This window comes from Paraburkholderia graminis C4D1M (assembly GCF_000172415.1).
GTDB classification, from domain to species: Bacteria; Pseudomonadota; Gammaproteobacteria; order Burkholderiales; family Burkholderiaceae; genus Paraburkholderia; species Paraburkholderia graminis.
In genome coordinates this window covers 98,249-111,714 of the sequence record NZ_ABLD01000015.1, presented here as the reverse complement: position 1 = coordinate 111,714, position 13,466 = coordinate 98,249, and the positions used below count along the sequence as shown (strand labels likewise).

The 13,466-nt window shown below is 63.2% G+C and carries 13 protein-coding genes; 2 read left to right on the top strand and 11 right to left on the bottom strand.

Going from position 1 to position 13,466, the window contains the following annotated elements; genetic code table 11:
• The first annotated feature begins 53 nt into the window (after positions 1–53).
• Positions 54–1,331: an NAD(P)/FAD-dependent oxidoreductase gene (locus BGRAMDRAFT_RS21980; RefSeq protein ID WP_044021664.1), complete on the top strand. Its 1,278-nt coding sequence runs from the start codon at positions 54–56 to the stop codon at positions 1,329–1,331.
• A 47-nt stretch (positions 1,332–1,378) separates the two neighbouring features.
• On the opposite strand, the gene BGRAMDRAFT_RS21975 is transcribed toward BGRAMDRAFT_RS21980, so the two are convergent.
• Positions 1,379–2,242 carry an SDR family oxidoreductase gene (locus tag BGRAMDRAFT_RS21975; RefSeq protein WP_006051031.1) on the bottom strand — a complete coding sequence of 288 codons (864 nt, stop codon included), beginning with the start codon at positions 2,240–2,242 and terminating at the stop codon, positions 1,379–1,381.
• A 101-nt stretch (positions 2,243–2,343) separates the two neighbouring features.
• Here BGRAMDRAFT_RS21975 and BGRAMDRAFT_RS21970 point away from each other — a divergent pair, with 101 nt between their 5' ends.
• Positions 2,344–3,243 carry a LysR family transcriptional regulator gene (locus tag BGRAMDRAFT_RS21970; RefSeq protein WP_044021615.1) on the top strand — a complete coding sequence of 300 codons (900 nt, stop codon included), beginning with the start codon at positions 2,344–2,346 and terminating at the stop codon, positions 3,241–3,243.
• Between the two features lie 10 nt (positions 3,244–3,253).
• On the opposite strand, the gene BGRAMDRAFT_RS21965 is transcribed toward BGRAMDRAFT_RS21970, so the two are convergent.
• From BGRAMDRAFT_RS21965 to BGRAMDRAFT_RS21920, 10 genes are all read right to left on the bottom strand, one after another.
• Entirely contained in the window at positions 3,254–4,324 is a 1,071-nt protein-coding gene (locus BGRAMDRAFT_RS21965) for an SDR family oxidoreductase (protein ID WP_006051029.1), read from the bottom strand.
• Between the two features lie 70 nt (positions 4,325–4,394).
• Positions 4,395–5,474, bottom strand: a complete 1,080-nt coding sequence (locus BGRAMDRAFT_RS21960) for a maleylacetate reductase (protein WP_006051028.1) — start codon at positions 5,472–5,474, stop codon at positions 4,395–4,397.
• Positions 5,471–6,334 carry an intradiol ring-cleavage dioxygenase gene (locus tag BGRAMDRAFT_RS21955; protein ID WP_006051027.1) on the bottom strand — a complete coding sequence of 288 codons (864 nt, stop codon included), beginning with the start codon at positions 6,332–6,334 and terminating at the stop codon, positions 5,471–5,473. The genes BGRAMDRAFT_RS21960 and BGRAMDRAFT_RS21955 overlap by 4 nt, the downstream gene beginning before the upstream one ends.
• Before the next feature lie 20 nt (positions 6,335–6,354).
• Positions 6,355–6,639, bottom strand: a complete 285-nt coding sequence (locus BGRAMDRAFT_RS21950) for a YciI family protein (RefSeq protein ID WP_006051026.1) — start codon at positions 6,637–6,639, stop codon at positions 6,355–6,357.
• Positions 6,640–6,668: 29 nt separating this feature from the next.
• On the bottom strand, positions 6,669–7,577 hold the full coding sequence (locus tag BGRAMDRAFT_RS21945) for an NAD(P)-dependent oxidoreductase (protein WP_006051025.1): 909 nt from the start codon (positions 7,575–7,577) through the stop codon (positions 6,669–6,671).
• A gap of 4 nt (positions 7,578–7,581) precedes the next feature.
• Positions 7,582–8,652 carry a 2,3-butanediol dehydrogenase gene (locus BGRAMDRAFT_RS21940; protein WP_044021613.1) on the bottom strand — a complete coding sequence of 357 codons (1,071 nt, stop codon included), beginning with the start codon at positions 8,650–8,652 and terminating at the stop codon, positions 7,582–7,584.
• 56 nt (positions 8,653–8,708) lie between these two features.
• Complete coding sequence (locus tag BGRAMDRAFT_RS21935) at positions 8,709–9,680, bottom strand: ABC transporter permease (protein ID WP_006051023.1); 972 nt, start codon at positions 9,678–9,680, stop codon at positions 8,709–8,711.
• Complete coding sequence (locus tag BGRAMDRAFT_RS21930) at positions 9,677–10,630, bottom strand: ABC transporter permease (RefSeq protein WP_006051022.1); 954 nt, start codon at positions 10,628–10,630, stop codon at positions 9,677–9,679. The genes BGRAMDRAFT_RS21935 and BGRAMDRAFT_RS21930 overlap by 4 nt, the downstream gene beginning before the upstream one ends.
• On the bottom strand, positions 10,614–12,188 hold the full coding sequence (locus tag BGRAMDRAFT_RS21925) for a sugar ABC transporter ATP-binding protein (protein ID WP_006051021.1): 1,575 nt from the start codon (positions 12,186–12,188) through the stop codon (positions 10,614–10,616). The genes BGRAMDRAFT_RS21930 and BGRAMDRAFT_RS21925 overlap by 17 nt, the downstream gene beginning before the upstream one ends.
• Complete coding sequence (locus BGRAMDRAFT_RS21920) at positions 12,185–13,339, bottom strand: ABC transporter substrate-binding protein (protein WP_006051020.1); 1,155 nt, start codon at positions 13,337–13,339, stop codon at positions 12,185–12,187. Before BGRAMDRAFT_RS21920 ends, BGRAMDRAFT_RS21925 begins: the two co-directional genes overlap by 4 nt.
• Positions 13,340–13,466 lie beyond the last annotated feature (127 nt).

Genomic DNA, 13,466 nt, shown 5'->3' with positions numbered 1-13,466 from the left:
AGCTTCGCTCGCTGGCAAAGCCGGTCTGCTCCGACATTAAATTAGAAAATGCAATGAAGCTAGATTCGTACTGGCTGGACACCGCTCCTGACTTCAACGAGGGCGCCGATGGTCCCGTCGAGGGACGCAGCGATGTGGTCGTGATCGGCGGCGGCTTTACAGGTCTATCGGCCGCGCTGGAACTTGCCGTGCGTGGAACGTCGGTCACGGTGCTCGAGGCGGGGCGGATAGCGGGCCAGGCATCGGGGCGCAACGGCGGACAATGCAACACGGGCGTCGCGCAAGACTTCGCTTCGCTCGCGGCCAGCGTCGGGCTGGAACAAGCGCGCGCCTTTTACCGTGCGTACGAAAGCGCGGTACAGACGGTCGAATCGATCGTCACGCAACATCGGATCGACTGTGATTTCGTGCGTAGCGGCAAGCTCAAACTCGCGGCCAAGCCGAAGCACTTCGACAAGCTCGCGCGGACCTACGACGTGTTGCATCGCGAAGTCGATCAGGATATCGAACTGATCGAGCCGGCGCGCATGCGCACCGAAGTCGGCTCCGATGGTTTTCATGGCGGACTGTTGCAACGCAACGGCGCGCAGATGCATATGGGCAAGTTCGGCGTGGGGCTCGCGCAGGCGGCGGCGCGTCACGGGGCGCGCATTTTCCAGAACGCGGCGGTGACGCAGATCAGGCGAATCGCCGGTGGCGGTTACGAGATCACTAGTGCGCGCGGCGTGGTTCGGGCGGACAACGTGCTGGTGGCGACAGGGCCTTCGCGGCAAGGTCCGCTGCAATGGTTCCAGCAACGAATGGCGCCTGTCGGCAGTTTTATCGTCGTGACAGAGCCGCTTTCGAAGGGGCAACTGGACGCGCTGTTTCCTCAGCGGCGCAACTATGTGACGTCGCTGAACATCGGCAACTACTTTCGTGTCACGCCTGATAACCGGCTGCTGTGGGGCGGGCGGGCGAGATTCGCAATGTCCGATCCGCGCTCCGATGCGAAAAGCGGCCACGTGCTGCAAGCCAACCTCGCGAAGTACTTTCCGGAGCTGGCCACGACGAGAGTCGACTATTGCTGGGGCGGTCTCGTGGACATCACCGTGGACCGTCTTCCGCGCGCCGGACAACACGACGGGCTTTACTACTCGATGGGTTACAGCGGGCACGGCGTGCAGATGTCCACGCATATGGGCCGCGTGATGGCGGACGTGATGTCCGGTTCCGCCGATGCCAACCCGTGGCGCGCGCTGCCGTGGCCGCCCGTGCCGGCGCATGCCGCGCGCCGGTGGATGCTGCCGCTCGTCGGCGTCTACTATCGGCTGCAGGACGTTCTGCACTGAGCCGATGCGGTGCGCGCTCGCGCACCGCATGCAACGGCGCGTGACGCTCAGGCGACGAGGCCGGCGGCGAAGTCGCGGTATGAGTGCAGTGGCCGGCCGAGGATGCTGACAAGCCGAGCGGCGTCGCCCGCTTCCGGCACCATCCCGTCGCTGACGAAGCGCTCGGCCATCAGGCGCATTTCGTACGCCATCCACTTCGGCAGGAAGTTCGTCAGGTTCTGCTCGAACTGGCTGGGATCGTCGCCGCCGTAGGCAACCGGCCGGCCAAGCAGCTCCGACCAGATGGACGCGAGGCCCGGACCCGTCAACGTGTCGGGCCCAACGAGGTTGATGACGTCGACAGGCAATTTGCCGGGCGCCTGATCCCGGCGCAGCAGTTCGATTGCCGCGACCTCCGCGATGTCGCGCGTGTCGACCATCGCGACGCCCTTGCTGCCGATCGGCATCGGGTAGACGCCGTGGTTCAGGATGACGTCCTTGATCGTCAGATCGTTATCGATGAAGTACGCCGGACGCAGGATAGTCGCGTTAAAGCCCATCTGTTCGATCATCCGCTCCGCGCCGGACTTCACCGCAAAATGCGGCACGTTCACGGAGCGCTCTGCGTGCATGACCGACAGGTAGACCACGCGCTCGACGCCCGACTCGCGGGCAACATTGAGCGTGATGAGTGCCTGAGTGAATTCGTCGGCTGCGACAGCGTTGAGCAGAAACAGCGTGCGCACGCCGCTGAACGCGCTGCGCAGCGAGTCGATATCGAGCATGTCGCCTTGGGCCACGGCGACATCGGCAGGGAAGTCGGCCTTCGACGGATCGCGGACAAGCACGCGCACTTTGGCACCGCGCTTGACGAGCTGGTTGACGACATGGCGGCCGACACGGCCGGTGGCACCGGTAACGAGGATAGTCATGGTGTTACTCCTTGGGTTGGTTGGGACGCCTCCAAGGTAAGTGATCCATGCGTGGTCCGGAAGATGTTATAAAGAGACGGGGTATCTCACTGGTGGAACACATGGACCTTCTTGCTCTCGCGGATTTCAACCTCGTTGCCCGTCACGGGAGCTTCGGCGAGGCCGCCCGTGTGGCGGAGCGTCCGAAGGCCACGCTCTCGCGCAGGGTCAGCGAACTCGAGGACAGCCTGGGTCTCAGGCTCTTTGAACGCGGGTCCCGCGGAGTGAAACTCACGCAGGAAGGACGCGCGCTTTACGAGCGGACCGGTGCGCTTCTCGCGGAGCTTGCGGACAGCGCCGCCGCCATCACGTCGGGTAGCGAACACCCGCGCGGCCGACTGCGCATCAGCGCGCCCGCGCTCTTTTCGCAGATCGCGATGGGCAAGCTGGTCGCCACCTTCGCGCTGAAATACCCCGACATCCGACTGGAAGTGACGACCGAAGATCGTCCCGTCGATATGGTCGAGGAAGGCTACGATCTGGTGATCCGCGTGAACCCCGATGTCGACGAGAGCCTGATCGGCCGCGTGTTCCTGCGCGACCGGCTGGTCGTCGTGGCCACACCGGGCCTGGCGCGGCCGACGGACGGGTCGAGTGTTCCGGCTGTCGTTCGCGGGACGCCTGACCGGATTGCCGCGTGGGACGTCACAGGTCCCAAGGGAAAATCGCGCATCTCGATCACGCCGGTTGCGCACCTTTCGTCGCTGGTCATGGTCCGCGATACGGTGCGTCTTGGCGTAGGCGCCGCGAGGCTGCCGCTGTCGCTCGTGAGTCACGACATCGCGGCCGGCAGGCTTGCGCATTGGGGCGATGTGGACGGTCCCGACATCCCGCTATGGGCGCTTTATCCTTCGCGACGCTTGCTAAGCCCTCGGGTCTCCGCCTTTCTCGATCACATCAAGGAAGCGTTTCCTCTCGGAAAGCCCGAGGAACTGGCGGGATTTATTGGGTTGGATCCGTGAGGCGTGCCCTCTACGAAGGTATGACGCGTTCCTCTTTCAGTTTGTCGAAGAGGGCGAAGAAGGCATCCGGCGTGCTCTGATAGTCGAGGAAGCCGGCTTTGCGGCTCTTGCTCATGTCGGTCAGCACTTCCATCGGACGTCCGAGATCGGCGTCCGTATGCCACCACGACACGAGCTTTTCGATGCTCGCTTCCCTCAATTGATAGCGGGCCGCGATTGTCGCCCATTGTTCGCCGGCTCCCTGCATGCGATGTTCAAGCGGACGCGTCTCACCGTCGAAAGGCGCAGGCTCGATGCCGAAGTACTGCGCCAGTTGCGACCACATCCATTGCCAGCGGAACACGTCGCCATTCACAACGTTGAAGTCCTCGTTGCGCGCGGCGGGCGACGTTGAAGCCCACTCGAGATGTCGCGCAAGCAGGCGCGCGTCGGTCATATCCGTGAGACCGTTCCATTGCGCGGCCGAACCGGGAAACATGAACGGTTGTCCCGTTTCCTTGCACAGCGTCGCGTACACGGCGAGCGTCACGCCCATGTTCATCGCGTTGCCGAGCGCGAAGCCGATAATCGTATGCGGCCGATGCACGCTCCAGTTAAAGCCATACTGACGCGCTGCTTCGAATAGCCGGTCTTCCTGCTCGTAATAGAAATTGTCGACGGGTTGGCGGCCCTGTTCCTCGCGAAACGGCGTAAGCGGCACAGTGCCCTGCGCATACGCTTCGAACGGTCCGAGATAGTGTTTGAGCCCTGTGACGAGAGCCGCATGTTCCAGCGTACCGGACGGTCCCAGCGCGTCCAGCACGTGACGGACCATTGCACCGTTCACTTCGATGTTCTCGCGCTCGGTCGCCTGTCGCGACCAAGCAGTAAAGAAAACGTGCGTGAACTGCCGGCCCTGAAGCGCATTGGCGACGGATGCGGCGGAAGTCAGATCGGCAGTGACGGACTCCATCGCGCGATTCGCTGCGCTCCGGCCGCGTGAAAGACCTGTCACGTCCCAGTCTCCGCACGCGAGTAGATGTTGCGCGAGATTGCCGCCGACGATGCCCGTCGCGCCGATGATGAGTGCCCGTTTTTTCATAGCGAATTGAAATTGAAAAGTGTCTGTTTGCAGGAGTATTTGCGGAGCCGCGCTTCGGTAAGGGAAGCGCTTATACGCTTTCGAACGTGCGGCTGTCGGGCCGCATGCCGTCGAAAGCTGAAGTGAGCAAGCGGTGTACCGCTTCGTATGAGAGTGGCCGCGGGTTGTAATACGGCGCCTGCATTGCGGCGGCCGCAGCCGTCGGAATATCCGCTGCGCGCAGGCCCAGCGCTTTGAGAGACGCCGGCGCATGAAGCGAGCGGCCAAGGTCGTAGAGCGAGGTCGCGGGCTCCGGCGTATCGAGCGCTCTGCACAGACGTTCGTGTGCCGCTGGCGCTGCCGGCAGATTGAACGCCATCGAGTACGGCAGCATCACCGCATGAGTTTCCGCGTGCGGCAGATCGAACATACCGCCGAGCGTGTGGCACAGCTTGTGATGCAACGCCATGCCGACGCTCCCCAGCACGGTCCCGCATAGCCATGCACCGTACTGGGCGGCTTCGCGTGCCGCGATGTCGTCCGGCTGTTCGACGATGCGCGGCAACGCATGCGCGAGACTGCGGATGCCTTCTTCCGCGAAGAGCGACATCACGGGATTGGCGTCCTGCGCATAGAGCCCTTCGGCGGCGTGCGCGATCGCGTTGAGGCCGCTCGTGGCCGACAGCGCTGCCGGCAAGGTCAGCGTGAGGCACGCGTCGTAGATCACGGTGCGCGGCAGTACACGGTAGCTCTTGCCGGTCTTTTTCTCTCCGGCGGACGTCATGCCGTAGATCGGCGTGACTTCGGAGCCCGCGTAGGTCGTCGGAATCGCGAGGATCGGTAACGACGTTTCCAGCGCGATGGCTTTTGCGAGCCCCAGCGTCGACCCGCCGCCCGCCGCGACCAGTCCATCGGCGCCCGCTGCGAGCGCGGCCGCAACGCCTTCCTGCGCGGTTTCGACGGGCACATGCATGACGGCCCGATCGAACACGTCTGCGCAGTGCTCGCCGGCTATCCTGCGCACGCGGTCGGCGAGAAAACGTTGCTCCGGTGTGCAGAGCACGAGCGCGCGCCGAATGCACAGTTCGTCGAGTTCCTCCGCGACGCGCTCGATCGCTCCCGCGCCGAACACGATGCGGCCGGGCCGGCTGGTGTAGGTGAAGGCAATCATGACGATCGGCTCAAGACAAAGTCGAATTCGAGGGTGCTGAAGGGCGTCGTCATTGCGGTGCCGTCGGGCGCCGTGCCGCTCTCGTGATGAATCCACTGCGCAATCAGCGACGAGCGCACGCCAAACACGGCGTCTGAATCGAGGTAACGATCGCCGTCGCGGAACACGTGCGTGACGAGCCGTTCATAGCCGGGCGCCGTGATCATGAAATGCAGATGCGCAGGGCGCCACGGATGGCGCCCCAGCGCTTCGAGCATTCGCCCCACCGGACCATCGTGCGGAATCGGGTAGGGCACCGCGACGATCGAGCGAAAGTGATAGCGCCCATCGGAAAGACTATGCAACACGCCGCGCGCGCGGTGCGTGTCGGCGTCGCTGTGCTGGACGTCGTAGAAACCATCGGCGTCCGCCTGCCAGACTTCGATGCGTGCGCCGCTCACCGGTTCGCCGTCCCGGCCGCGCACCACGCCCGACACGAAGCACGGTTCGCCTCGCGCGCCGTTGGCCACGTCGTCGCCGTTGCGATACTCGGGCGCATGGTCGACGAAAAACGGCCCGAAAACCGTGGCTTCCGTGCAGCCTTGAGGCTTGCGATGCGCCATCGCGGTCACGAGCATCGAAAGGCCGAGCGTATCCGACAGCAGAATGAATTCCTGACGGCGCTCGTCGGTGATATGGCCGACCTCGGTGAGAAAGCGGATACCGGCTTCCCATTCGCGTTCGGTCAAGCCGACTTCGCGGGCGAAGTCGTGCAGATGCCGCACGAGACCCGTCGCAATCGTCTTCAGCCGCTCATCGGGTGCGTGTTCGTGGCGTGCAAGAACGGCATCCGTGATGGTGTTTTCGTCGAGGTTTCGCATGAATCGATTCCTTGATCTGCCTAGCGGTTGTCGACGCGCTTGAGGAACGGGCGGATATCGACAGTACGCCAGATTCCAGCCTTGTTGAACGGGTCGTTGCTGTTAAAGCGCATCACGTCGCCGATCTCGTCGGCTTCGAAAAGAAAGAAACTGCCGATCATCGTTTCCTCGTCGCCGGCCAGCAGCGGGCCCGACATGACCATTCTGACTGGCGACGTGGCCAGGTACGCCTTGTGTTCTTCGTAATGGGCAAGGCGGCGTTCGACCATGTTGTCGTGGTCGAGGCAGTAGACGGTGTAGTGCATCGTGACTCCGGAGTAAGGTGAAAGCGTACTTAGCGGGTAAGGCCGGCTTGTGCTTCGACAGCACGCACGATGGAAAAGAAGTCCAGTTCCGCTCCATCGCCCTGGGCGTAGTGCGAAAACTGCTCGCGCACGAGTGCCGCGGCTGCCATCGGGACGCCGGCTTCGACGCCGGCGTCGACCACGAGCGACATGTCCTTGAGCATCTGCCGCGAAGAAAACGCGGGAGAGAAGTCACGTTTTTTCAGCGGATCGAGTTTGTATTTGACGAGCGGCGATGCCGCGACGCTGTCGCCGATCACATCGAGCATCTCGGCCCAGTCGAGGCCGCCTTTCGTGCCGAGCGTTAAGGCTTCGGCAAGCAGCACGGCCGTCGAGCCGACGAGGTGATTGATGGCGAGCTTCAGATAACGTGCCTGCTGATCTTCGCCGACATAGTACTGACGCGCCGACATGGCCTGGAAGACGGGCAACGCGAGCCCGTATGCCTCTTTCGCGCCCGATGCGAATACCGTCAACTGCGCGTTGCCGGCAAGGACCGTGCTGCCCGATACCGGCGCGCAGATGTAGCCGACGCCGCGCTTACGCGCTGCTTCGCGAACTTCGCCCGATGCCGTGGGCGACACCGTGCTCATGTCGATATAAACGGCGCCGTCGTTCGCATTTTCGATCACGCCATGTGTGCCGAGCGCGACTTTACGCAATACGTCGTCGTCGGGGATGATCGAGAACACGAGCGGTGCCGAACGCGCGACACTCGCGACATCCTCTGCACGGCGCGCGCCGAGTCCAACGGCCTCGTCGACGCGTGCTGTATCGACGTCGTACACGGTCACGTCGAATCCCGCGGCGAGCAGATTGCGCACTATGGGCGACCCCATCTTGCCGAGCCCGATCCAGCCTACCGTTTGTGTGTGTTGCTTCTCTTGCGTGTGCGGCATGTCGTCACCGTGTCTGGGGATTGATGAGAATCTTCATCTTGTCGCTGCCTTTGTCGCTCAGTACGTCAAAGCCTTTCTCGACGACTTCGTCGGCATCGATCAGATCGTGAATGAGCTTTTCAACCGGGAACTTGCCGTTCGCGATCATGCCGATGATGCGCGGCCAGATCGTGACGGGGTAACACCATGTGCCTTCGATCCGGATGTCCTTCAGCGACCATTTCATCGGGTCGACGCTCGCTGTGCCCACGTGCAGACCCGCCTGAACCACAGCGCCCGCCGATCGCACCGCGTCGACGCATGCGTTCAGCGCATGCTGGTTGCCCGCGCATTCGATCGCCACGTCCACGCCGACGCCTTCTGTCAGGTCGCGAATCTTTTGCGGCAGTTCGCCGTCGGATGGATCGAAGATTGCGGTCGTGACGCCGAAGCCGGCCATCTTGTCGGCTCGCGCCGCATTGGGTTCGCTCACGAAAATCTTCGTGGCGCCCGCTGCATGGCAGGCGAGGGCGGCAAGTACGCCGATCGGGCCTGCGCCGGTGATCAGCACTGTGGAGCCGACCGTGACGCCGCCACGGTCGACCGCATACAGCGCGACAGCGGCGGGTTCGATCAACGCGCCCTGTTTGTCGCTCACGGTGTCGGGCAAGCGGTTCGCGTGATAGTCGTTGAGCAGCGTGTATTCGGCCATTCCGCCGCCGTCCCAACTGAGCCCGACGCAGCCCATTTTCGAGCACAGATGGCGCATGCCGCGCGCGCAGTAATAGCACTGTCCGCACGACGCGAGCGGCATCACCGAGATGCGGTCGCCGCGTTGCACGTTCTTCACGTCCTTGCCGACTTCGACGACTTCCGCGCTGAATTCATGGCCAAGCACCTGAGGCGCTTTCGCGCCTGTCAGCGCATGCGGTTCGGTCGGCACCACGATGGGCCCCGCCTGATACTCGTGCAGATCGGTGCCGCAGATGCCGCACCACAGCGGCTTGACGATCATCTGGTTCGCGCCCATGCCCGTCGGGTCCGGTACGTTTTCGACCCGGACATCGTGCGCACAGTGAAAACGCACTGCTCTCATGTTCGACTCCTTGGTTAGCCGGGCCATTTCGTATGGCCTCGTGTGAATGGGTAAATTCAGCGCTGCCGGCGGCTCACGTAGCACGCGGATGCGCCGATGATGATGACGCCCTTGACGATGATCTGCGCCTGCACGGGCATGCCGATCAAGAGCACGATGTTGAAGACGACGACGAGAATCGCTGCGCCCGCGAGTCCGCCTGGCAGCGAGCCGCGGCCGCCGGAAAGGGCGAGGCCGCCCATCACCGCGGCGACGATCGAATCGAGCTCGAAGCCGCGTCCCACCCAGTTGTCGACGATGCCAACATAGCCCGACAGGATCAGCCCGGCCAGCCCGGCAAGCAGCGCGCTGATCGCGTAGCACGCGATGCGCACGGTGTCGGGGCTCACGCCGACCAGTCTCGCGGCGACGGCATTGCCGCCCACCATGTACACGCGTCGCCCGAAGGTGGACAGATGCAGCAGGGTGCCGAACACGATCGCGCACGCGAGCAGCAACAGCACGTTGACGGGCACGCCCGCGACCGAGCCGGTTCCCATCGCGTGAAAAAGCGGTGGCACGTTGCCCGAAGGCGCGCCTTGCGTATAGGCGAAGCGCAGGCCGTCGAGCACGACCGCCGTGGCAAATGTCGCGAGAAACGGCGACACCTGGCGCTTCGTCACGAGCAGGCCGTTGAGCAGACCGGCGCCGATGCACAACACGAGCGTGACGCCGAAGATCGCGGGCGCCGAATGGTTCGTGTCGTCGAATGCGGTGGCGATGACGGCTGCCGTGGCCATCACCGAGGCAACCGACAGATCGAGTCCGCCGACAAGAATCACGAACACCTGGCCAATCACGACGATGCCGAGCGGCGCGAACTGCACCAGCATGTTGACGACGTTGTCGGCACGAAGGAACGTCGGCGACCTTGCACCCGAAAGCGCAATCAGCGCCGCGAGAAACAGATAGATTCCATAGCGTCGCGCGACACCGAGCGAGAGCTTGCGCGCAGGCGAGGCGTCCGTGCGTGGAGCAACCGAGTTCATGCGAGCCTCCGTTTCTGCTGGACATTCACGCAGACGGCGGCAATGATCGCGACGCCCTGCACGATAAGCTGATACTGCGACGGCACGCCCGCGAAGTTGATCAGGTTGTTGAGCATGCTGAGCAGATACACGCCGAGCAGCGTGCCGATGACGCCGCCGCGCCCGCCGCTCAGAATCGTGCCGCCGACCACAACCGGCGTAATCGACGCGAGCGTGTAGTTGGCGCCGAGATACGGTTGACCCGATCCGAACTGGGCAGCCAGATAGATGCCCGTGAGACCCGCGCAGAGGGACGAGAACGTGTAGACGAACAGAATGACGCGTTTGCGGGGAATGCCCGACAGCGTCGCCGAGTTGTCGTCGTCGCCCACGAGGTAGACGTATCGCCCGAGGCGCGTATTGCGCATGAAATACGATACGCAGCCGTAGAGCAGCAGCACGACGGTGGCGGTCACGGGCACGTTGGCGTAGCGGCCGTAAGCGAGTGCGTCGAAGCCGTCCGGCACGCCGCCCGCCGGGCCGTTCGCGTAGTACAGAATGCCGCCTTGCAGCACCGCGCCCATGCCGAGCGTGACGATCAGCGGATGCACGCGCAGCCAGAGCACGAGCAGGCCATTGACCAATCCCACGAGTACGGACAGCGCAATCGCGACTGCGATCGCCACGCCCCATCCGCCTTGTGTGGCTTCCGACAAACCGGAGGTGAGCGTCGCCGACACGCTGATCAGCGAGCCGACCGACAGATCGATGCCGCCCGTCAGCACGGCGAGTGTCTGCCCCAGTGCGACGAGCGCAAGTCCCGTCGCCTGCTGATGGACGTTCAGCAGATTGGACAGCGTCGAAAAGCGGTCATTCACGCTGGCCCCGGCGACGAACAGCATGACGATCAAACCGGCCACGATATACGCGGCTGCGTTCAGCGGAACATGACGCCTAATGAGCGAATGCATGTGCGCCTCCCGTTCGAACGAATTGCCCGCCGCCGGTCGCGAGCGCCATGATGCCGTGCTCGGTCATCTCGTTGCCGCTGACTTCGCCCGCGATGCGTCCTTCGCGCATCACGAGGACGCGGTCGGACATGCCGATCACTTCCTGCAACTCGGAACTGATCATCAGGATGCCGAGTCCCCGATTCGTCAGTTCGCGCATCAGCCGATAGATTTCCGCCTTCGCGCCGATATCGACGCCGCGGGTCGGTTCGTCGACAATCAGCACGCTGGTGCACACGCGCACCCATCGGCTGATCAGCACCTTCTGCTGATTGCCGCCCGACAGTGTCGCGACGCTGCCCGCGGGGCGCGCGCCCGCAATGCCGAATTCGCGGATTGCATCGGCGCCCGCGCTTCGCTCGTGTTTCGCTTTCAGCAATCCGAAACGGGACACATGCTTGAGCGTTGTCGCCGTGACGTTCTGCGCGACGTTCAGGTACATCAGCAAGCCTTCGGACTTGCGGTCTTCCGTGACGAAGCCGAGGCCGAGGCGGATTGCCGTTGCCGGTGTCATGCGCGTATGGCGCGCGCCGCGCACTTCGATCGTGCCGCGCGCGGGCAGCGCGCCGAATACGCCCGACGCGAGTTCGGTGCGGCCGGAGCCGACCATGCCGGCGAGCCCGACGATTTCGCCGGCGCGTACCGAAAGCGAAGCATCGAATACGCGATTGCCGACCTGCAGCCCTTCGACCTTCATCAGCACCGTGCCGCCCGGTTGCAGCGTGGGCTTTGGCGGATAGATGTCCTTCATTTCGCGGCCGACCATCATGCGCACGAGATCGGCGCGCGTCGTTTCGGAAACGGGCTGTGTGCCGATCTTGCGGCCGTCCTTCATGACGGTCACGCGGTCGCACAGTTCGAAGATTTCATCGAGCCGATGCGAGATATAGACGATCGCGACGCCGCGCTCGCGCAGCACGCGCAGCCGTGCGAACAGCAGTTGAACTTCCTTGCCCGCGATGACTGCTGTCGGTTCGTCGAGTATCAGCACTCGTATCTCGCTGGCCATCGCCTTCGCGATCTCGACCATCTGCTGACTGGCGACCGAAAGCGCGCCGACACGCTCGCGCGGATCGAGTTGTACGCCGAGTTCGTGCAGCAAGGCGGCGGCGCGTTCGTTCATCGCGCGATGGTCGATCGTGCCCAGCCGCGTGCGCGGCTCGATTCCGGCGAAGATGTTCTGCGCCACGCTCGATTGCGGAAACAGCACGAGTTCCTGATAGATGATGTGAACGCCGTGCGCCTTTGCGTCGGCGGGGGACTTCCACACCATTGGCTGACCTTCGAATCGCAATGCGCCTTCGTCGGGGACATAGGCACCCGCAAGCACTTTCATCAGCGTCGATTTGCCTGCGCCGTTCTCGCCGACGAGTGCGTGAATCTCACCGCTACGCACACCGAAGTTCACGGCATCGAGGCTCTTTACACCAGGAAATTGCTTCGTGATGCCGGTGACCTCGATCACGTCGGGCTGCGCGTCCAGGCTTTCGCCTGCCGGACTGGATGTGGGCTGGTTCATTTTTCACCCGGCAACTTGATCTTGAAGGTCGACGGGTTGTAGTCCGCGCCCATGCCGCCGTCGATGATCTTGTCGGGCGGCCCCTTCGCGTCGACCACCTGATCGATGTACTGGTCGGGATGCGGGACCGATGCCGTTTCGTCGCCACGCGTCAATGCGATCTGCGGACTGATCTCGTAGATCTTGGGCAAGGGTTGACCTTGCAGCACCTTGAGCGCGACATCGAGCGACGTGCCGCCCATTGAAGGCGGATAGCCGATCTCGAGCATCGGAATCTTGTACTTCAACGCGAGTTGCAATGGGCCGTTCAGATCGGCTGTCGTATGCGGCGGAATTTCGCCTGGCTTGAATCCGGCCGCGACGAACGCTTCGATCGAGCCCGCGACGGGCAAGCCGTGCGCGCACCACACGGCGTTGATGTTGTGCCCGTACTTCGCGATCATGGCCTGCATTTGCTGCTTGGCCTTCACGGGGCTCCAGTCGGAATACACCGTGTCGAGCACCTTGATGCCCGGATATTGCGAAAACACTTGATGCGCGGCCGCCTCGCGGTCAGCGCTGACGCTCGACCCCGCCTGGCCTGCGAGCATGATGACGTTGCCCTTGCCATGCAACTTCTCGACGATCCATTGCGCCCACACACGGCCCATCATCGCGTCGGAGCCCGTCACGAACGAAACAAAGTTGTCGGATGAAATGCGCCGGTCGACCATCACGACGGGTATGCCCTGTTTCATCGCACGCGTGACAACGGGGTCGAGTGCCTTCTGCGTATTCGCGCTGACAATCAGCAGATCGACACCCCGCGAGATCAAGTCCTGAATGTCGGCGGCCTGTTTGGCGTCGTCCATGTTTCCGTTTGTGATCAGCAGTTGCCTGATCTGGTCGGGATGGTCGGCCGCCGCCTTCATCAGCGAGTGCTGCATCACGACGCGCCAACTATCGCCGAGTCCCGCATTCGAAAAACCGATCACATAGGGCGGCTTCTTCTTGAACTTCGCCGTGTCGGCGAACGGAATCTGCACGGCGGGATTGAACAGAAACGTACGCGGCGCACCGGTGTAGTCCGCACGCGCGGCACACGAAACTGTCAGAATGAAGGCCGCGACGGCGAATACGCTCGCACGGTGAAAGCGGGTCGAACGACGCATGAATGTCTCCGTAAATGTTCTGATATCTGTCGGGAGACGCACGCGTTGTGGCCGCCAATTTTCGACGCGGCTGGCTGGCACCTACGCGGGTAACGAGTTCTATAATCTGGCGTTACCGATGCTGGAT